Source organism: Rothia mucilaginosa (assembly GCF_049990865.1).
Classification (GTDB): Bacteria; Actinomycetota; Actinomycetes; order Actinomycetales; family Micrococcaceae; genus Rothia; species Rothia mucilaginosa_I.
On the sequence record NZ_CP188231.1, the window covers coordinates 702,465 to 723,207 of the forward strand.

At 63.3% G+C, this 20,743-nt stretch carries 15 protein-coding genes; 13 read left to right on the forward strand and 2 right to left on the reverse strand.

Features of this window, described 5'->3' with window-relative positions; all coding sequences use genetic code 11:
- Window positions 1-51: 51 nt before the first annotated feature.
- The 13 genes from ACP3RB_RS02870 (at window position 52) to mutM (ending at window position 16,200) form a co-directional block, all read left to right on the forward strand.
- Window positions 52-1,170 carry an NAD(P)H-dependent glycerol-3-phosphate dehydrogenase gene (locus ACP3RB_RS02870; RefSeq protein ID WP_424826414.1) on the forward strand — a complete coding sequence of 373 codons (1,119 nt, stop codon included), beginning with the start codon at window positions 52-54 and terminating at the stop codon, window positions 1,168-1,170.
- 141 nt (window positions 1,171-1,311) lie between these two features.
- Window positions 1,312-1,761 carry a hypothetical protein gene (locus ACP3RB_RS02875; RefSeq protein ID WP_424826413.1) on the forward strand — a complete coding sequence of 150 codons (450 nt, stop codon included), beginning with the start codon at window positions 1,312-1,314 and terminating at the stop codon, window positions 1,759-1,761.
- Between the two features lie 115 nt (window positions 1,762-1,876).
- Complete coding sequence (locus ACP3RB_RS02880; RefSeq protein WP_426699379.1) at window positions 1,877-2,995, forward strand: D-alanine--D-alanine ligase family protein; 1,119 nt, start codon at window positions 1,877-1,879, stop codon at window positions 2,993-2,995.
- 707 nt (window positions 2,996-3,702) lie between these two features.
- Window positions 3,703-5,175 carry a hypothetical protein gene (locus ACP3RB_RS02885; RefSeq protein WP_426699380.1) on the forward strand — a complete coding sequence of 491 codons (1,473 nt, stop codon included), beginning with the start codon at window positions 3,703-3,705 and terminating at the stop codon, window positions 5,173-5,175.
- Window positions 5,176-5,253: 78 nt separating this feature from the next.
- Window positions 5,254-6,609, forward strand: a complete 1,356-nt coding sequence (locus ACP3RB_RS02890; protein ID WP_426699381.1) for a thiamine-phosphate kinase — start codon at window positions 5,254-5,256, stop codon at window positions 6,607-6,609.
- 242 nt (window positions 6,610-6,851) lie between these two features.
- A complete protein-coding gene (locus ACP3RB_RS02895; protein ID WP_426699382.1) occupies window positions 6,852-8,105 on the forward strand; it encodes a Dak phosphatase in 1,254 nt (417 codons plus the stop codon).
- Window positions 8,102-11,842: a helicase-related protein gene (locus ACP3RB_RS02900; protein WP_426699383.1), complete on the forward strand. Its 3,741-nt coding sequence runs from the start codon at window positions 8,102-8,104 to the stop codon at window positions 11,840-11,842. Before ACP3RB_RS02895 ends, ACP3RB_RS02900 begins: the two co-directional genes overlap by 4 nt.
- 104 nt (window positions 11,843-11,946) lie before the next feature.
- Window positions 11,947-12,618: a 16S rRNA (guanine(966)-N(2))-methyltransferase RsmD gene (gene rsmD / locus ACP3RB_RS02905; RefSeq protein ID WP_426699384.1), complete on the forward strand. Its 672-nt coding sequence runs from the start codon at window positions 11,947-11,949 to the stop codon at window positions 12,616-12,618.
- A 149-nt stretch (window positions 12,619-12,767) separates the two neighbouring features.
- A complete protein-coding gene (coaD, locus tag ACP3RB_RS02910) occupies window positions 12,768-13,244 on the forward strand; it encodes a pantetheine-phosphate adenylyltransferase (protein WP_060824643.1) in 477 nt (158 codons plus the stop codon).
- Between the two features lie 261 nt (window positions 13,245-13,505).
- Complete coding sequence (locus ACP3RB_RS02915; protein ID WP_426699385.1) at window positions 13,506-14,114, forward strand: YceD family protein; 609 nt, start codon at window positions 13,506-13,508, stop codon at window positions 14,112-14,114.
- Window positions 14,115-14,144: 30 nt separating this feature from the next.
- Window positions 14,145-14,348 carry a 50S ribosomal protein L32 gene (gene rpmF / locus ACP3RB_RS02920; protein ID WP_005505656.1) on the forward strand — a complete coding sequence of 68 codons (204 nt, stop codon included), beginning with the start codon at window positions 14,145-14,147 and terminating at the stop codon, window positions 14,346-14,348.
- Window positions 14,349-14,364: 16 nt separating this feature from the next.
- Window positions 14,365-15,054 (forward strand): ribonuclease III, encoded by a 690-nt coding sequence (gene rnc / locus ACP3RB_RS02925; protein WP_060824644.1) that lies wholly within the window; start codon window positions 14,365-14,367, stop codon window positions 15,052-15,054.
- Between the two features lie 75 nt (window positions 15,055-15,129).
- Window positions 15,130-16,200, forward strand: a complete 1,071-nt coding sequence (mutM, locus tag ACP3RB_RS02930) for a bifunctional DNA-formamidopyrimidine glycosylase/DNA-(apurinic or apyrimidinic site) lyase (RefSeq protein ID WP_426699386.1) — start codon at window positions 15,130-15,132, stop codon at window positions 16,198-16,200.
- A gap of 237 nt (window positions 16,201-16,437) precedes the next feature.
- On the opposite strand, the gene ACP3RB_RS02935 is transcribed toward mutM, so the two are convergent.
- A complete protein-coding gene (locus tag ACP3RB_RS02935) occupies window positions 16,438-17,694 on the reverse strand; it encodes an NAD-dependent epimerase/dehydratase family protein (RefSeq protein WP_426699562.1) in 1,257 nt (418 codons plus the stop codon).
- A gap of 33 nt (window positions 17,695-17,727) precedes the next feature.
- Entirely contained in the window at window positions 17,728-20,697 is a 2,970-nt protein-coding gene (locus ACP3RB_RS02940) for an alpha/beta fold hydrolase (RefSeq protein ID WP_426699387.1), read from the reverse strand.
- Window positions 20,698-20,743: the final 46 nt, after the last annotated feature.

Below are 20,743 nucleotides of genomic sequence, written 5' to 3' on the forward strand. Positions count from 1 at the left end.
GGCTCACCCAAGGACCTCATCCAAGGACCTCACAAGGAAGATGGTGTTTTCGTGACCTTCTTTGGACGCACCCCCGCAGCAAGCCCTGAATTTACCCCTCCGGCAACCGTACAGTCTATTGCTGTGCTTGGCGCCGGTAGCTGGGGCACCGCTTTCGCTAAGATCGCGGCGGATGCTGCCCGCGAGCGCGGCGATAACACTCGCGTGACCCTCATCGGTCGTGATGAGCAGGTGATGGCTGAGTGCGAGCGCACCCGTGAGAACGCCCGCTATTTTCCGGAAATGAAGCTGCCGGACAACATGCACTTCACGGCGGATGCCCCCGCGGCGCTGACCGGCGCCGATATTGTGGTTCTTGCCCTGCCCGCGCAGGTTCTGCGTTCGCAGTTGCAGAGCTTCGCCCGCTATATTGAGCCGAACGCCATGCTGGTATCTTTGGCGAAGGGCCTGGAGACCGGTACGGGTCTGCGCATGTCGCAGGTCATTACCGAGGAGCTGGAAGAGGCTATGGCTCTGCGCGGTGCTGATGTGCGCGCAATCGGCCATATTCCGCACCGCGTGTGCGTGCTGTCGGGCCCGAACCTGGCGAAGGAAATCATGGGGGAGGAGCCTACCGCCTCAGTGGTTGCGGCTCGTACCCTGCCGGTGGCTGAGGCTGTTGCTCACGCGATTGCGTGCGCGTACTTCCGCCCGTACACCAACACGGATGTGGTGGGCACCGAAATTGGCGGCCTGGTGAAGAACGTGATTGCCCTTTGCGTGGGTATTTGCGAGGGCCGCAATTACGGGGATAACTCGAAGGCGTCCATTATGACTCGCGGCCTGGCGGAGATTACCCGCCTGGCGGTGGCGTTGGGCGGCGAGGCTGCGACGATGAGCGGTCTTGCCGGTATGGGCGACTTGATCGCGACCTGCTCTTCGCCGCTGTCTCGTAACCACACGGCGGGCCGTCTGCTGGCGCAGGGTATTACCCCTGACCGCCTGCATGAGCACATGAGCCAGACTGCTGAGTCGATTAAGTCGGCGCCGGTGGTGGCTGAGTTGGCTCGTCGTCACGGTGTGGAGATGCCCATTGTTGAGGCTGTGGTGGCTGTGCTTTCGGGCCGTATCGGCATTGAGGATTTGGCGCCTCAGCTGCTGGGGCGTTCCCTTAAACATGAAGGGCATTAAGAGCACGCAATGAACCTGAGCTCGGTAACCACCGCTGTGTTGGGCTCCGCAGGGTATGGGGCGCTGTGTGCTGCAGCTACAGGGTCGGTAGCTCAAAAAACCGAGTGCGATCGCCCGGTATACCTGTGGGAACCCGCCGATATGGGAGAAACCGCGCACCAACTTCCGGTGACTTACACCACCGATATATACGAGGCTCTTGAGAGCGTCGATATTGTGGTGGTTCCCTGGGACGAACAGGCTGATTCGTGCCCCGAGGAGATGACGGGGGTCATGGCATTCCGCCGATGGGCGTACCTGCTGCCTCAAACCGCTATAGTGCTCGCAGCCGCAGGTTCTGCCGAGGACACCATGAACGTGTCTGAATATCTGCGGCAGATACTGCACACTGAGTTTCCAACGCGGCGTGAACGTGTGGCGGTGCTAACTATTACCGCTCATCATCTGGCGGGTACAGGTGTGATGGAACCGGTAAAAACTCACCCCAGGCGCCCCCGCACCGCCACTCTCACCACCGACGATGCGCACATGCATCAGCTGATTACCGCCTTATTTGATGGGCCTGTGCTGCGTATTCACCGTGCGCCATGACCCCGGTATCTGCGGTTACCGCAGCTTGGGTACTAGTGTCAGAAAGGCCCGTAAGAGACGATACAATGGGCTGTAAGTGGGGCGGGTACGCCCCGAAACGAACAGGGAGAAATATATGACCGAGAAGAAGACCGTCGCCCTGCTGTGCGGTGGCCGCTCCTCCGAGCACCCGATTTCGCTCATTACCGCCGCTGGCGTTCTGAGCGCCATTGACCGCACTGCCTACGACGTCATCACTATCGGTATTACCCGTGACGGCCGCTGGTACCTGACCGATGAGCAGCAGCTTGCCGAGCTGACCGCTGGCACTCGCGGTACCGCAGAGTTCCCCGAGGGCACCCAGCAGGTGTTCCTGCCGATGGGTGCCGGCGATTCCCGCCTGACCCTGGTGGATGCTGAGGGTAACGTTACCCGCACCGCGCCGGTGGACGTTGTGTTCCCGCTGCTGCACGGCCCCTTCGGCGAGGACGGCACCGTGCAGGGTCTGCTGGAAATGGCTGACCTGCACTATGTGGGTTGCGGCGTGACCGCATCCGCTGTGGGCATGGATAAGCACTTCATGAAGGTTGCTTTCGAATCCGCTGGCCTGGAGGTCGGCCCCTACGAGGTTGTCACCAACCGCCAGTGGGAGCACGAGGACCGCGAGCAGATTCTGGAGCGTGTGCTGAAGCTGGGCTTCCCCCTGTTTGTGAAGCCGACCCGCGCGGGTTCTTCCTTCGGTATTACCAAGGTGGATTCGGTGGAGGAGCTCGTGCCCGCGATTGAAGAGGCGCGCCGCCACGACCCGAAGATTATCATCGAGGCCGGCATCGTGGGCCGCGAGATTGAATGTGCCGTGCTGGACGGCCACCACGGCGAGATGCCCCGCGCATCCTACCCCGGCGAGATTGAGGTTGTGGACGAAGATCACGGCTTCTACGACTTTGAGGCGAAGTACGTTTCTGAGTCGTCCGCTGTGACCGTGTGCCCGGCGAACCTGCCGCAGGACGTGCAGGATCGCCTGCGCGAGCTGGCCGTGAAGGCGTTCCTGGCGCTGGACGGCGAGGGCCTGTCGCGTGCGGACTTCTTCTACACCGAGGATGGCCGCCTGGTCATTAACGAGGTGAACACCATGCCCGGCTTCACCCCGATTTCGATGTACAAGACCATGTGGGAGAACACCGGTATTTCCTACACCGATCTGATTAGCGAGCTGCTGACCCTGGCGATGGAACGCCCCCTGGGCCTGCGCTAGGTCTTAGGTCTGCGCTAGTTTTTGAATACGTAGCAGTGGGGGGAGTAGCCCCTGCAGTGAGATGCCCCGCCACGGATTCTTGAGGAATTGCGGCGGGGCGTTTTTTGCGCGGTGGGCAAGTTAATGTCTGTGTGGGCGGGGTAATTGGTACGTATTAGCCTCTAAATCTTGATGAGAATCACTCTAGATTCACCAATGAGAAAAATCACTTAAACTCGCCTCGGGGTCCCTTAAATAGGGGAGTGCAAATTCTAAAGCGGTGTTGATAAGGTGAAACGTAATTCTGCTCACAAGTGTATGAAATGATGCTTCTGGGTGATGGAAAGGTGTCGTTGATAGTCTTTGCACATCGTGAAGCTCAAAGATTGGTATGAAAGCGCTAAAATGAGTAATGAAGAAAAAGCCGATTCGGTAGAATAGATGAAGCCATATCCAATCTGCCCTAGCGATTGGGTATCTATTCACTCACAACGTATCAGAAAGTCAAGGACAACCTTTTGGGAAAACGAAACCGTAAGGTGGTCTCTGCGAGTCTGGCGACAGCACTGGTTGCTTCCGGAAGCCCATACGTAGCCTCATTTGCTCAAGATGTGCAGGAGGCAGCGTCACAGCTTCCGCCGAACCCTGTCGGCACCGCAGAACAAACCCTGGACCCCGCCGCGACCGCGGCATCTTCCTCTCGGACGGCAGTACCTACGCTCGCAACCGTGAGCGCATGGCCCACCGCCCAGGGGGATAATAAGACTGACAATGCGCAGGCAGAGCCCACCGCTCAGCCTAGCGCTTCTTCGAGTGCTCAGCCCACGGCTAGTGCTGAGCCTTCCGCGAGTGCTACCGCTACGGCGAGTCCTAGCGTAGAGCCCTCTAAGGACGCGACACCCACTGCGCAGCCCACTGCCGAGCCCTCCGCTTCTGCGAGTGCTACCGCTACGGCAAGTCCTAGCGCAGAGCCCTCTAAGGAGGCGACCGCTGAGCCTACCGTAGCTCCCAGTGCAAGTGCCGAACCGAGCGTTGCTCCTACCGCAACCCCGACGGCAGAACCTACTGTTGCTCCCACTCCGGAGCCGACCGTTGCACCTACTGCGGAACCCAGCAAGGACGCAACCCCTCAGCCCACTCAGGACCCGACTCCCGAGCCTACGGTAGAGCCCACTCCTGAGCCGACGAAGGATGTAACTCCCGAACCGACCCCGGAACCTACTCAGGATCCGACTCCTGAACCCACTCCCGAGCCAACTAAGGACGTAACCCCGGAACCAAATCCGGAGCCTACCCCTGAACCGACTCAGGACCCTATCCCGGAACCGGAGCCTACTCCCGAACCGACTAAGGATCCCATCCCGGAACCGAATCCGGAACCCACTCCTGAGCCGACCAAGGATGTAACTCCCGAGCCGACTCAGGAACCGAGTAAGGAGCCGAGCGAGGCACCCTCCCAGGATCCGACCCAGGCCCCGGTAGTGCCCGCGCCGACTCAGGAACCCACTAAGGATGCAGAAATCCCCGTGATTCCGGTGATTCCGGTGAATCCGCCAGAAGACAACAATGGTAGCTCAGACGCCAAGACTGTTACCCCGATTGAGACTGAGCCTGTTGCCCCGATTCCTCCGGCGAACAACCCGGTGACCGTCCCTGGAAACCGTCAGGAAACCTCGGAGGAAGATGTCGTCATCTCCATCGAGCTTCCGCGACCGGGCAAATCCTCTGAATCCTCAAGCTCCTCTTCGGGATCTTCAAGCTCTTCACCGAGCACCAAGGCACCGAATGACAGGCTTGATGACAACGAGGACGATCCGTTGCGTTCTGGTGGTACCACCCTCGGACGAATCGCAGCCAATAATGGCTCGAATGACTCCATCCCGGGTGCGGCAGACTGGGTTGCTGGATACCTCTCGCGCAATAAGACCGACGAGGACCACTCCCAGGAGACAAGCCCCTCGAGCTCCTCAAGCTCGGTATCGGCTTCGAAGTCGCCCAGCTCCTCCACCTCGGCTAGCGCCAGCCGCTCCGCAAAGAGCGTGACAAAGGCTGACGGTGCGAACGCCGCTCAGGAGCAGACCGTGAAGAACGCGGACGCAGACGATTCCGGACTTTCCGGGATTGCACCGCTGATTCTCTTCTCGCTCATCGGTCTGGTGCTGATTGCTCTGGCAATCCGCTACTTCAGCCGCGGAGCATAAGGTGAACATAACGCGTAAGAATACGCGATAATAGAGGATGTGAATCCTCAGACTTTTAGCGAAACGCGGGACAACCCCATGCGAGAGACACCTCTCTCGAAGCTGGGGGAGTCCCGCGTTCTGCGCGCCTTCATGCCGATTATCAACGCCCACAATGAGCGGGTTGCCGCTACGGCACGCCAGGCGGGGCACATTGAACCGCTCGATGTGGGTCCGGGCGACGACTGTGCCGTCCTCGCCGCGCCTGCGCCCGGTCAGCGTACCGTGGTCACCACCGACACTCTCGTTGAGGACCAGGACTTCATGAACCTGTGGCCCGGCGGTATCGCACGGATGGGTGAAGGCGGTGAGTTCATTCTGGAACCCGCCCGCAGCAGCGGCTACGATGTGGGGCGCAAAGCAGCGACCCAGAACCTTGCCGACGTTGCCGCCATGGGTGCACGCCCGGCGAGCCTCTTCATCTCCTTGAGCCTGCCCGGTAGCACGCCTTACGGCTGGATTGACGGCTTCGCCCACGGCATTGTGGACGGAATCAACGCCTGCGGAGCCACCGAATGCGTGATTGGCGGCGGCGATATTGGCGACTCCACCGAAATGTCGGTGACCGTCACTGCCCTCGGCTACACGGACCGCGCCGTGCTACGCTCCGGCGCACGCCCCGGCGACACCATCACCCTGGCGGGACGTACCGCCTGGTCCGATGCCGGTCTGCGCCTACTGCTCAACCCGCTCTCCCTGCCCGCCACGGCAGTATTGCGTGCCGTTGCCGCAGGTCATGATACTGAGGCGGCGCTGGACGCGGTGAGCCGGGCATGGGCTCAGCAGCAACCGGAAGGTACTGGCGCTCTTCCTGCTGGCGCTCTTCCCGAAGGGCTCATCGAGCTTGCCCGCACCCTCACCCCCGAAGATGCCGCGCACATGATTGCGGTCTGCGAGCGCGCCGTCGAGTCGCAGCACCACCCGGTCAGCCCCATCCCCGCCGGTGAGGTGGCACGCCTGCATAAGGCAAGCTCCATGCTGGATCTTTCCGACGGACTCGTCAAGGACGCCGGACGAGTTGCCGCCGCCTCCGGGGTGCAGATGCGCCTCGACCGCGCCGCCGTGGATGCGTTCGCCGAGCCGCTACTACCGCTGGCGCGCCTGCTGCTGGCGATTGGTGAGCGCAACGAGGCGGGGGAGAGCCCCGCATCCCTGGCGCGCACCTTCGTGCTGGTTGGCGGAGAAGACCACGGCCTGCTGGCGACCTTCCCCGGTGAGGTACCCGAAGAGTTTGTGCCCCTGGGCGCCTGCGTGGCGGACGCCCCGGAGCGAGGTCTGAGCGCCGAGCTTTACGGTGCCGAACGCCGCCACAATGCGGTGACCGGCGCGGCGGTCGTGATGGACGGCCGCTCCCTGGACGGCATGGGCTGGGAACACTACGGAGCTTCCGTGTAGAAGCTTGACCCACTACCGCAAGTCACCGAGCGCCGCAAGTCACCGAGCGCCGCGAGGTGCGTGCGGTTTGTGTTCCGTCTGTGTTTTCAGTCCGCGGGATGGGCGGTGGGTAATACCGTACATTTAACCGAAATTGCTTAGAATAGAAGTACGAAATAGGTTGGATTCTGCCCGTGCCGCAGGTGCTGAGACATCAGTTGGGAACTAGCCGAGAACCACGCGAAACTGATAGGGAGGGTAGCGTGAACGCAGAACAGAACCAGCGCACCGAAGAGCGCGAGATTTACCGCCGCGCCTGCGTGCGCGCCTACCGCTTCGGCGTAGCGTGGTCCACTGCCGCTCGCACCACCATCGAACGCTACCGCGAGGCGCTCAACGAACTCAACGGGTTCCCCGTGCCCGATAAGGACACCGGCTCCAATATCGCCCACACCCTGCTGACCCTGACGGAAGAGTTCGAGCGGGGCATGGAGCAGGTTCTTCCTAACGGGGACCTGTCTGGCGGAGAAGATGCGTATGCGCCCGAGGCGCCGGGCGCCTCCGAAACCCTCGCCCACCTGTGGATTCAGCTGGGCGGCATCTACGAGCACGCGATTATGCGCGCATCCCGCGTGGCGCGCGGCAACTCCGGTACCCTGCTCTGCGCCTGGGCGCTGGAGGCGGTGCGCAGCTACTGGTTCCTGCCCGGAAACCTCGCTCGGGAGCTCGGTGACGCAGCCGATGAGCTGCCGCTCGTGCGCGCCCTGGAAGCAGACTACGAGCGCGTTATTGCTCGCGGATCCCTGCCGAAGCACCGCGAAGTGAAGCTGGAGTACGCCCACGCGGAGGCGCGCGCAATGGCGTTTGCGGCGGAGCGTATTCGCGCCAGCGTGGGGGAGCAGATGGTGCCCTCCACGATGCTGTCGGTCATGGTGGAGCTTGCCCGCCTGGACGCACACTACGATGCGGATGCTGCTGACGAGGCGCTGAAAGAGCGTCGACGTGCGCTGATGCGTGCCGCCCTGGAACGTACCGCGCAGTTCCCGCCCTCACCCGAGCTTGCCGGTTTCGTGGATGCCGGCGCGCTCGGCTTCTACCTTGCCGTGGTGCACTCCAACCCGCGCTGGGAGGGGGCAACCCTGAACGAGGCGCAGGTAGAGTCCATGCTGCGCGCGCCCTCTGATGCGGTGCGGGCGGGCTCTGAACCCGCCGAGCACGCAGAAGGTGCGCACGCAGAACATGCGGGGCAGGCCGGCTGGGAGCTCATGGGCACGCTGACCTGCGAGCCCCTCGCCCTGGCGCAGCTGCGCCTCGAACTTGAAGCCATGGGCGACAGCCTGCTCATTACGCCCCTGGACATGGCGGCTGGACTCTGGGCGCTACACGTGCACGTGCCCGAAATTGACCCCGCCCGCGAGCTGATTATGGGTTACGGTCAGTGGTCGGATGAGCGTATTTCCTCCCTGGCGGACGGCCACCACGCCGACCACGCATGCCGTGCGGAGGGCGGCGCATGAGCCCCGCCCGACGTTCCGTGAACCCGCAGCAGGAAGCCCTGGACTTGGGGCTTCCCGAGCCTGCGCCTAACAAGAGTGCGCCGGTCAAAGCTGCGTCGGCTAAAAGTGCAATGGCTGAGGCTACGAAGAGCAAGGCTTCACAGACCAAGCCTGCGAAGGTTGAGGCAGTGCAGGGTGAGCCCGTAGGTTCTGCGCCTGCCTCCCGCGCCGGTTCTGCGACCCGAGCTCAGCAGGCAACACAGGATGCGCCGCTACTGAGCGATGAGCAGCTCCGCACCACCGCCGAGCTGACCGTGCGTGATCTTGCCGCCTACGCCCGAGGCGAGGTGAGCCGCGCCGAGCTGAGCGAACGCGCGGCACAGCGCGCCAGCGCACCCTACCGTAAGGCGCTCAAGACGCTCAAGCATTCGCTGGGTCCCGCCGCGCACACCATGACTGATGACGCTATCTACGAGCTGGTCGATATTGCGTTGGCGGCACGGCAGGCAACTCAGCCGGAGGAACCTGCCCGGAAAGCGCCCGCGCGGAAGAAGCCAGCTCAGAAGAATCCGACTCAGAAGAAGCCAGCTCAGAAGAAAACAGTTCAGAAGGAACTAGCTCAGAACAAGCCGAGCCCGCAGGAGAACGATATTGCCGCGCGGGCTACTTCGGCGCGCCCGCAGAAGGTCACGAAAGCGAGCGAGGAGGTCGAGCAGAAGCCTGCGCCGAAGAAGAACGCTATCCGGAAAACCGCAGACAAGAAGGCAACGCCCGCACCGAAAACCCAGGCGAAGAAGGTCACTGATTCCAAGGCCGCCGCGCCGAAAACCCCCGCACCGAAAACCGCTGTCAAGAAGGTAACACCCGCGCCGAAGACCCCGGTGAAGAAGGCTCCCGCACAGAAGGAACCTGTACATAAGGCTTCCGCGAAGAAGGCAGCTACTGAGAAGGTTGCGGCTGCGAAGCCCACATCAGCTGCCGCGGAGGCTAAGAGCCGCGCCCTGGCGCGCTACGCCTCCGAAGACCGCATCGAAAATGCGCCGCTCAAAAAGTACCTTCCCGCGCCCAGTGCCAAGGCAATCTCCACGCACCTTGACCTGCACACCGTTGGGGAGATGCTCGATTACTTCCCGCGCAAGTACCTGCCGCGAGGTGAGCTCAGCTCCTTCGCCGAACTCGTTGAGGGCCAGGACGTCACCATCATCGCCCGCGTGGTGCACGTGAGCACCCGAACCATGGCGGCGCGCCGCGGCAAAATCACGGAAGTGATCATCACCGACCGGCTCTCCGATGCCACCGGGCAGGATGCGCCCGCCGGTTTTGGCGCCGCTGGTTTTGGTGCTGCTGGCCTCAACGCTGGTGGCCCTGTATCCGTGGTGCCCGGGCGCGCTAACCGCCCCGGCGCATCCGGCGCGTCTAGAGTATCCGGCGCGCCCGCGCAGAACTGGCAGGCAACCGGGATGCACAACCCGCGCATCAACGCGCTCGCTCATTCCACGCACAACTCCGGTGCGCACAACCCTGCCACGCAGAACCCCGCTACCCAGAACCCGGCACAGGGCAGGGGGGCGCAACCCGCCTCCTATAGCGGCTACGCAGACAGCTACGGCCAAGACAGTTTTGCGCAGGATAGTTTTGCGCAGGGAGGCCTCTTTGGCGTGCCCGCACCCAGCATGACGAACCCCGGTGCGATCATCGGCTCGCAGATGAAGCTCTCCTTCTTCAACGCCTGGACCGCCGCCCGCGAAATCCGCGAGGGCGAAACCATGATGTTCTCCGGCAGGGTCGGCATCTACCGCGGCGAATACACCCTCACCAACCCGCACTACGCCCTGCTCTCGAAGGACGCCTCCGGCGCGGACGTCACCGACGCCGCCACCGCCCCCGTGCCCGTCTACCGTGCCCCCGTGAAGCTGCCCACCGACCGCATTAGCGGCTACATGGCGCAGCTGCTCGAAAAGGTACCGCTCAAAGAACTCGAAGACCCTGTACCCTACACGATTCGTCGCGCCCGCAAGGTGCCCTCGCTGGAGTGGACGTACCGCGCCCTGCACACCCCCGACTCGGAGGACACCTGGCGTGCCGCGCAGGCGCAGATGCGTTACCGTGAGGCCTTCGTGCTGCAGAGCGCGCTCGCCCGCCTGCATTCGGTGCGTGCCGCGCACCTGACCCAGCCGCGCCCCGCCGTGGAGGGCGGCCTCGCCGATCAGCTGCTGGAGGTTCTGCCCTACGAGCTGACCGAGGGGCAGCAGAAGGTGGGTGCTGAGATTGCCGCGGATCTGTCGAGCGAATCGCCCATGAATCGCCTGCTGCAGGGTGATGTGGGTTCCGGTAAGACCGTGGTGGCTCTGCGCGCCATGCTGCAGGTTGCCGATGCGGGCGGCCAGTCCGCGATGCTCGCCCCGACCGAGGTGCTCGCCGAGCAGCATTTGCGTTCGGTGCTGGACATCCTGGGGGATATGGCGGCGCCCGAAGACTCTGACGCTGACGATTCTGCCGAGGTTTCAGCCGACGAATCTGCTGCGGGAACTCTCGCGGGGAACGGGGAGGAACCCCGCCGTGTGCGTGTGCGCCTGCTGACCGCCTCCATGGGTACCCGCGCCAAGCGCAAGGTACTGCAGGAGCTCGCCGACGGCACCGCCCAGATTGTGATTGGCACCCACGCCCTGCTCTCCGATGAGGTGAGCTTCCACGATTTGGGTCTGGTCGTCGTGGACGAGCAGCACCGCTTCGGCGTGGAACAGCGCGACGGCCTGCGCGGCACCGACGGCGCCCTGCCGCACCGCCTGGTCATGACCGCAACGCCCATTCCGCGTACCGTCGCAATGACCGTGTTCGGTGACCTGGACGTGTCCGTGCTCGACACCCTACCCGCCGGCCGACAGAAAATCTCAACGCACGTGGTGCCCCTCGCCGAGAAGCCCGCCTGGGCGTCCCGCCTGTGGAGGCGCGCCCGCGAAGAAATCGACGCGGGCCACCAGGTGTATGTTGTCGTACCCAAAATCGGGGAGGACGGCGACAGCCTGGAGGAGGGTGCCGCGTTCTTTGGGGCATCCAGCCTGAACGGTGCTGGAACCGGCGCGGGCAACTCTGCTCAAGGTTATTTCGGTCAGGGCGGTAGCGCGAGTAGTGACGGCAAGGTTCAGCTGACCTCGGTCGCCTCAATGTACTCCTACCTGAGCGCTGAGGACGCCCTCGTCGGCGTGCGTATCGGCACCCTGCACGGCCGTATGGACCCGGCGGAGAAGACCGCTGTCATGACCGCTTTCGAGCGCGGTGAAATTGACCTGCTCATCAGCACCACCGTCATTGAGGTGGGCGTGAACGTCCCGAACGCCACGCTCATGATCATCATGGACGCCGACCGCTTCGGCATCTCGGGCCTGCACCAGCTACGCGGTCGTGTGGGCCGCGGCGGCTACGCGGGCACCTGCCTGCTGGTGACCCGCCAGGAGGAGGGCGGCGTGTCCCGCGAGCGCCTGGATGCGGTCGCCTCCACCACGGACGGCTTTGAGCTCTCCCGCATCGACCTGGCGCAGCGCCGCGAGGGTGATATTCTGGGTGCTGCACAATCGGGCTCGAAGAGCACCCTGCGGTTCTTGCGGGCGCTTGCCGATGCCGACATTATTGAGCGTGCCCGCGAGGATGCCCGCTCGGTGGTGGAGAAGGACCCGACGCTGGCTAAGCATCCGTCGCTGGCGCGTACGATTGACCGTGCCCTGGACGCTGACCGTGAGGCGTTCCTCGGCAGGGGATAAGCGCCCCACGAGGCAGAACACGCCGCCCGCCCTGCCCGCTGCCTACCCACCACCCGCTGAAACCGTGACTTCAACACACCGCACTAGTTAAGAGGAGAGACCCTATGAGCCGTATTATTTCCGGTGCCGCCGGAGGCGTTCGCCTTGCCTCGGTTCCGGGGGATAATACTCGCCCCACCACCGACCGGGTGAAGGAATCCCTCTTCTCCAAGCTGGAGAGCTACGACATTATTCGTGGCGCCCGCGTGCTGGACGCCTTTGGCGGCTCGGGCGCGCTCGGCTGTGAGGCGCTATCGCGCGGTGCCGCCTCCGTGACTCTGCTGGACACCTACCCGAAGGCTGTTGCGGTGATTCGCAAGAACGTTGCCGCGGTGGAGAAGGCGATGGGCCGCAACGGCTCTGGTTCTTCTGGCGCTACCGGTTCTGCGGCGCGCGTGCAGCAGTCTCAGGCGCTGACCTACGTGAAGTCCGCCTCCGGTCCGTGGGACCTGGTGTTTGTTGACCCGCCCTACGCCATGCCGAACGAGCAGGTCACCGAGCTACTGGAGGCGCTCACCCCCAAGCTTGCCGAGGGCGCCGTGGTCGTGGTGGAGCGTTCTTCGCGAGATGCGGAGCCGGTGTGGGGCGAGGGCCTGTACTGTTTTTCGACCCGTCAGCACGGCGAGACGGTTCTCTACTACGTGGAGCCTGACGAGGTGGAGGAACAGACGGGTGACGAATCCAGCGACGAGCCCGGCAACGAATCCGGCAAGGAGGCTGAAGAGCTCGCCGCCTAAGTTTGCCGCCTCATCTCACCGCGCCCCTAGCCTTTCTGCCTCATCTTTCCCCCTCAGCCTGCGCTCGCCCGCATGCCGCTATCCCGCATCCTAAATTCGCCCGCATCTACTCATTCCAACGTCTGATATTTATTCGTGAAGGGACCGCCATGATTGCCCTCTGCCCCGGATCTTTTGACCCCGTGCACCACGGCCACCTGGAAATCATTGCCCGCGCCGCTCAGCTCTTTGACGAGGTGATTGTGGGCGTGGCGCACAATAGCTCCAAGAAGTATCGCTTCTCCCTGGAGGAGCGCGTGCAGCTGGTGCGTGAGTCCCTGCAGGAGCTCGGCATTGAGGGTGTGAGCGTGGAGCCGATTCCGCCGGGCGTGCTGCTTGCCGAGTACGCGGCGGAGCGTGGCGCTAAGGTGCTGGTGAAGGGTCTGCGTTCGGCGACGGACTACAGCTATGAGGCTCCGATGGCGAGCATGAACCGCCATCTGGCACAGGTTGAGACGGTGTTCTTGGCGGGTGAGGACCGCTACGGTGCGGTGTCGTCCACGATTATTCGTGAGGTGGCGTCGCTGGGTGGTGACGTGACTCCCTTCGTGCCGGAGGCGGTCGCCCGCGCCCTGAAAAACGCCTAAAACGCCTCATCAACCCGGACAACCCGAGCAACCCGGGCAACCCGTGTGTGCACCCACCCGACACGCCCGGCATGCCTGACACACTCAACAGGCAAGGCAAACTGCCACTGACTGGGCAAACTGTACCGCCGACCGGGCGCTTAACTACCTGTGGAGTAGCCCGACCGGCCGGTTAAGTACCGCGCGGCGCCTCCTTAAGGGGATATTTAAGAGGTGAGCGCCACTTAAAGAGATTTAAAAGGCGCTTAATCTTGATTAACGGTGCGAACCACCCCTAAAATGGGACTTTGGTTTATACATTTCGTAAGGAGAAACGCCATTTCACGTGCAGACGCATCGCCGCTGGTTGTATCAGTCACTAACCTGATTCACCGCCCCGGCACCATGGAAACTCTCACTGAGGTTCTGCCCGCACCGGCAGACCTGGGTAACACGCTCATCGGCGTGGAAGAGGGTTCGGATATTGACCTCGATATTCGTATGGAGTCTGTTGTTGATGGTATCCTAGTAACCGGCTCCGTTGTTGTGGATGTACACGGCGAGTGTAGCCTTTGCTTGGATCCGATTGATTACGAGATGTCGGCCAATATTCAAGAGCTTTTCGTCTTTGAGAAGGCCCCGGCTGGCGGCCCCGAAGATGAAGTAGATGAGCAGTACGCCGTTGAGGATGATTCCATCGACCTTGAACCGGCTCTGCGGGACGCAGTAATCCTTCAACTGCCGTTCCAGCCTGTTTGCAGGGACACCTGCCAGGGTCTGTGCGCCGATTGCGGTGCGCGCCTGGAGGATGACCCCGGGCATCATCACGAGGTGTTGGATCCGCGCTGGTCGGCCCTACAGGGCCTGCTCGGTGCAGATACCGAAAACTAAATTGTTGTTACTAGAGATTGTGAGATAGCTGTGGCTGTTCCCAAGCGCAAGATGTCCCGCGCTAACACCCGCGCACGCCGTTCCCAGTGGAAGGCATCCGTGCCCCAGCTGGTTAAGACCGTTGAAAACGGTCGCGTGACCTACAGCCTGCCCCACCAGGCAAAGGTTGTAACCGACGCTGCAGGCAACGCCCTGTTCCTGGAGTACAAGGGCCGTAAGGTTGCAGACGCCTAAGAAGCGGTGAATCCTTATGTTTGAATTTCCTAGTGTTGATACTAGGGAGTTGCGTAAACGTCTCGGGGTCGATATCGACGCCGAGACGTTTTTGCTATCCCTAACGCACCGTTCCTACGCCTTCGAGAACCCCGGGGTGGAGCATAACGAGCGCCTGGAGTTCCTGGGCGATTCGGTGCTTTCCCTGGCAATTGCTGAAGAAGTGTACCGACGCTACCCCGACCTGCCCGAGGGTGAGCTCGTGAAGCTGCACCACGTGGTGGTGTCTACGGTGGCGTTGGCGAAGGTGGCGCGCGACCTGGATTTGGGCCGGTACATCCTGCTCGGTAAGGGCGAGATTCACACCGGCGGCGCCGATAAGGACTCGATCCTTGCCGACACCATGGAGGCGATTTTCGGCCTGACCTACCTGGAGTGCGGTCGCGAGGCGGCTCGTGACTTGGTGCTGCGCCTGATTGCGCCGCTGCTCGATGATGAGAAGGTCCTGAACTCTGGACGCGACTGGAAGACCGAGCTGCTGAACCTCGCCACCGCCCGCGGTTGGGGAGACGTGCGCTATGAGGTCACCGGCGAGGGCCCCGATCACGCGCGCGTGTACACTGCGGTCGCTATTGTGGCGAACCAGCAGGCCGGTACCGGTGTGGGTCCGAGCAAGAAGGAGGCGGAGCGCCTTGCCGCTGAGCAGGCGTACCGCGTTCTGGTTTAGGCTCATTCAATCATCCTGCAGGTCTGCTAACTCTGCGGGGCTCTTGATCCTGCAATCCCGTTGAGGTGGTAATTCATGCCCGAACTGCCCGAGGTAGAAACCGTCCGCGCAGGTCTAGCCGACCATTCGTTGGGCCGTCCCGTGCGGGCGGTGCGCGTGGTCGATGCCCGTTCGCTGCGCAGGCACCTGCCCGGTCCCGCCCACTTTGAGGCGGCACTCACCGGCAGGGTGCTGCGCGGTGCCTACCGCCGCGGCAAGTACCTGTGGCTGACCCTGAGCGAGGCGGACGGCACGCTTGCCGACGAGGCGCTCGTGGTGCATCTGGGCATGAGCGGTCAGCTGCTCGTGCGCGATGAGCCGGGCGGCGAATCTGGTAGTGACCCGGGTAATGATTCGGAGGCTCGTGCGGCGTTTGATGAGCAGCCGCGGCACCTGCGCGTGGCGCTCGAGCTAGGACCGGCTGGAAATTCGGAGAGTGCGGCGAGCGCCAATCGGGCAAGCGCTGGGCAGCGCTTGCTCTTTGTGGATCAGCGCATCTTCGGTGGCATGTTCCTCAGCCCGCTGGTACCGGACGTACCCGCATCGGTTGCAGTGGACGAAGTAGCACCGGGTGAAGCAGCGCCGGGTGAAGTACCGGAGCATTTTCTGGTACCGGAGCGTTTTCTCGTGCCCGAGGCGGTCAAGCACATTGCCCGCGACCCGCTGGACGAGTTCTTTGACCCCGCGGCGGTGCGCCGCAAGTTCCTGCGCACCTCCAGCGGCATTAAGAAGGTGCTGCTGGACCAGTCGGTCATCTCCGGGGTGGGCAATATCTACGCCGACGAGGCGCTGTGGCGGGCGCGACTACACTACGCGAAGCCCGCACGCACCCTCAGCGCTGCCCAAACCCGCGAACTGCTGGAGGCGGTCACCCAGGTGCTACGCGAATCCCTGGCGGCTGGCGGCACAAGCTTCGACGCCCTGTACGTGAACGTGCTCGGCGAATCGGGCTACTTTGAGCGCTCACTGAACGCCTACGGTCGTGCCGGGGAACCCTGCCACCGTTGCGCGGAGGCGGGCCGCACCTCCCTGATGGTGCGTGAACCGTTCCAGAACCGCTCGTCCTACCGTTGCCCGCACTGCCAACGGGCCCCACGTGCTCGATAGGTCAAGGTGCTCGATCAGTTAAGGGCTCTCGATAGGTAAGAGCTTACGATAGGTAAGAGCTTACGATAGGTAAGAGCTTACGATAGGCGCAAACTCACGCTAGATATGCACGTGACGGCGTAGCTACGTTCCTCCCAGGAGGGGGGATGTAGCTACGCCGTCATTCGTTTAAACCGTATTCGTTTAAGCTTCATTCGTTGAAACCAGGGGCGGGGGAGCCACCCCGAAAAGAAGCGCTTAGCGGCTGTATTTGTCGCCGTAGAACAAGCCCAGACGCTCGTAGCCTTCCTCAATCGACACCGAGGGCTCCCACTGCAGAAGCTCGCGGGTGCGGCGCTGATCAAACCAGTGCGCGGTCGACAGCTGCTCGGCGAGGAACTCCGTCATCGGCGGCTCATCACCGGCGGTCACGTTCTTCGGCAGACGCTCCCACACGCGCTCAATGACTTTACCCGCCAGTGCCGCAACCTTCGCCGGAACCGAGAAACGCGGGGCGGGAACGCCCACCGCCTCACAGAAACCACCGAGCAGCTCAGCGATAGTGCGCGGCTGACCGTTCGTCACCACCAGCGCCTGACCCGCAAAAGCATCGAGGCGCTGATAGCCGCGCACCAGCGCATCCGCGGCGTTATCAATGTAGAGCGTATCAATCAGGCCCGTACCGCCGGAGAGCAGCGGCAGGCGACCCGCGGCGGAACGTTCCAGAATACGCTCGACCAGCTGGGTATCGCCCGGACCCCACATGATGTGAGGACGCAACGCACCCACGCGCAACACCCCGCCACCGGGCAGTGTGGTGCCGTTTGCCTCCAGCGCCAGGAGCTCAGCGGCAGCCTTCGAACGAGCGTAGTTACCGCGCGCATGCTCCGGGGACGCCACGCCGGCACCATCGCCCACAATCGCCGCACCGGCATGAGCCACCGACGGCGACGAAATGTACAGGAACGAACCCACCGAATGGTTCAGCGCCGCCTGTAGCAGGGTGCGGGTGCCCTCAATGTTGATGCGCTCATAGTCAGCCCACTCGCCGCTGACCGAAACCTTCGCCGCGGCATGCACCACGCCGTTCACGCCGGTTATCGCCAGGTCCACAGCCTGCGCGTTCGTAATATCGCCGCGCACCTGCTCAAAACGGGGGCGAATCGAATCGGGCAGAAGCGCCGCAATACCCGAATCACCACGCTGAAAAACGCGCACATCATAGCCGGCACGCAGCAACGCCAGCACGCTCTCACGACCCAACAGGCCGCTCGCACCGGTAAAGAGGATGCGCTCGCCAATACGCGGCGCGAAATCAGGCTCCTCAACCGGGCGTAGCGAACGCGGGGCGGGGTCGGTGTAGCGCGCCGCCAGCGGCTGCGCCGGCTTGCGGAACCGAGCCGTCGGGGAAGTCACCGCATGCGAGGTCGACAAGCGGTGACCAGACGGGCGGGACGCAGACAAGCGGGGTACAGACTCGTGGGAAGAGGACTCACGCGAAGAATGAGGGGACATCATACTCCTTAGACTTAGGGATCCGGCAGGCGCTTACGCCCCCGCAAGGACCTTCGACGCCCACTCACCCAGGGCGGGGCGGTCAATCTTCGAATTGTGGCGAATATCGGTCGGATGCTCGTGCACCACCAGCACCGCGGCAAGCTCCACGCCGGTATCCTCGGCAACCTTCTGACGTACCAGCTGCGAGAGCTCGAAGGGCGCCACACCCTCCGCAATGGGGAAGCGGCGAGCGCCGGGCACGCGATCGAGCAGGGCACGCTTGAGACCCGATGCCGACTGGCGCGCCTCCAAAGCGGCAGTATTCGCGGACGCCTCAATGACCAGCACCGGGGCGGCGGTACCTGCAGGGCCCACTGCGACCAGGGCGGCGCGGCGCACCTCGGGCAGGGACTCGGCGGACTGCTCAGCCGCAACCGGGGTCAGCACGCCCTGCGAAGTCAGCAGCACGTGCGCGAGGCGACCCTCAACCCACAGGCGACCCGAAGCATCCAAGTGGCCGACGTCACCGGTATGATGCCAACCCGGAGTGCTAATGGACTGCTCCTCAGTCACCCACAGGGTATCGTAGCGGTCCTTCACATGCGGCGCCGACACCAGAATCTCACCGGTCACACCCGGCTCATGGGTCAGCTCATCCGCCACCGAACCGTCCTGCAGCAGAGGCGCAATAGCCACCGCCGCACCGTACACCGCGAAACCAACGCACACGCCGTCACGGGCGAACGGGTCAAGCACCTCACCGGCAGCATTCGGGGTACCCTCAGCAATCGCCTGGCGAATCATCTCGAAAGACACATCGGTCACGGGCAGACCCTCGGTCATGCCGTACGGGGTATGCAGGGAGGCGTTCGGCACCAGGGCGGAGAGCGCCTCCAGCAGCGGCACGGGAATCGGCGCGCCAGCGCTCAGCACAGTCTGAACCTTGGCCAACGCCGCACGCTGCTCAGCGTTCAGCTCGTCGGCGGTCGCCACCACATTCACCAGGGCGGCGGGGGAAGCAAACACGACCGACGCATCAATAGCCGCCGCAGCCGACGCCAATGCCGAAGCCGTCAGGGTCTTCGGGCGGGTCACATCCATCGTCGGGGTCACGCTGGTAGCACCCAGCGCCGGACCCAACAGAGCAAACGGCGCGAAGCCAGCCACCAGGCCGCTACCGGGCGCAAAACCGTACGTATTCGCAATGGCATCACGCATACCCGCCAGCTGACGCTGCGTGTACACGACACCCTTCGCCGGGCCGGTCGAACCGGAGGTGTACAGCACCGCCGCATCAGCCTCCGGCACGGGGGAGGGGAACTCTACCACGGTCGGGGTGGGCACCGGCGCACCCGGAGTGCCGTCAGCGGCGGGCGCGGTAAACACCGAACCGGCAACGCCCAGCAGCTTCTCCTGCACCGAACCCAGCGGCTCCACAGAAATACGCACACCCGGCCACAGCAGGGTACGGGCGGCACTGAGCGCGGCGGGAATACCCACCAGGAAGCTCGGGTTAGCGCCCTTCAATGCGCGAGTCAGACCCGGAATGCCCAGACCGGTATCAGCCACCACAATGACCGCGCCCAGCTTCATGCAGGCGTAAATCAGGGTGGTCAGGCGGGCACCCGGAGGCACCATCAGGTTCACGCGGTCACCCGGACGCACACCCAGGGCGTGCAGGCGGGTCGCGGCGGCGTTGACCTGCTGGTTCAGCTCAGCCCAGGTCAGGGTCACGGACACGGAGGTGCCGTCACCCTTGGGATCCATATCCACCACGGCGGTGGAGGTGTCGTCGGCGCGTTCGGTGAGGGCCGCAAGCATGGGGCGGAACGTTTCGCCACTCTGCACCAGACCGTGGCGGCGCGCGCGGGCGGCACGATGCTCCGCCTCCGCATTACGCGGCGGCACCAGCACGCCATCCTCCAGCGTGCCAAAGGTCTGCGCAAGCCACGACATCATGGGGGTGGCAATATCGTAATCCTCAATGACCAGGTGCGATGCCTTCTCGTAGCGGTGCACCTTCGCCTGCGGCATGCGCTCCATCAGATCAAACAGGTAGCGGCGCTGGAACACCGGGTCCTTCGTGCCCCACTGGAAAAACGCGGGCACATCCAGGTCACGGATCCGCTCGGCAATACGCTGCATCGGGGCGTAGGAAGGAACATCGGCGCCGGTCGGAATATCGCCCACAAAATTACGCACACCCTCACGCCACGCCGAATGAGCGTACGGCGCACGGTACGTACGGTAAATCGCCTCGTTGAGCGGGCTCGGGTACAGGCGCTTAGGCTGCTGACCCACCGGCTGCGGCAGGGCACCATCAAGCGCCCCGGCACCGGCAGAACCCGGCGCGGGCAGACGGCCCTCATTCTGAGCCAAACCCAGGGTCACATCAATAAACGCGGTCGAATCGTGAGTACCCCACTCGTGCACACCCAACGCCAGGCGCAGGGCGGCAGGGATATTCTCAATGCCGTCATGGTAGACCGCGGTGTTCGTCAGCATTACGCCCGAAAGAATCTCACGATGCTCCAGCGCCCAACCAAAGGACACCAGCCCACCCCAGTCATGGGCGAGGGTCACGAGCGGCTTATCGGTCTCATCCAGACCCAGCGCCTTCGTGAAATCACCCAGGTCAGCGATACGGTCGGTCAGGGTGCGGCGCTCACCCTCCAAATCCAGGTGGGTGCGCTCCGAATAACCCATATCAATCTGATCAACCGCAACCACACGCCACGGGGCGCGCTCATTCACGCCCGCATCCAGCACGGTACGCCACAGGTACGACCAGGTCGGGTTACCGTGCACGCACAGGATCGTGCCAATCGGCTCCAAACCCTGCTCGACCAGCACCGGAAGGTTATCCAGGTAGTGCCAGCGGCGCGCGCCAGCCTGCTGCGCCCGCTGCTCAATGGGGGCGGTGGTGGGCACCTCCAGAAGGTGGGAGTAGCGCGGGTTCACGCCCGCCCATTCCTCCGGATTGTAGGGAGGCTGAGCCTTAGGGAAATTCAAATGGCGCATGCTGGGGGAATCCTTCCGGATCGAATCGGTGAATGTCTACCGCACT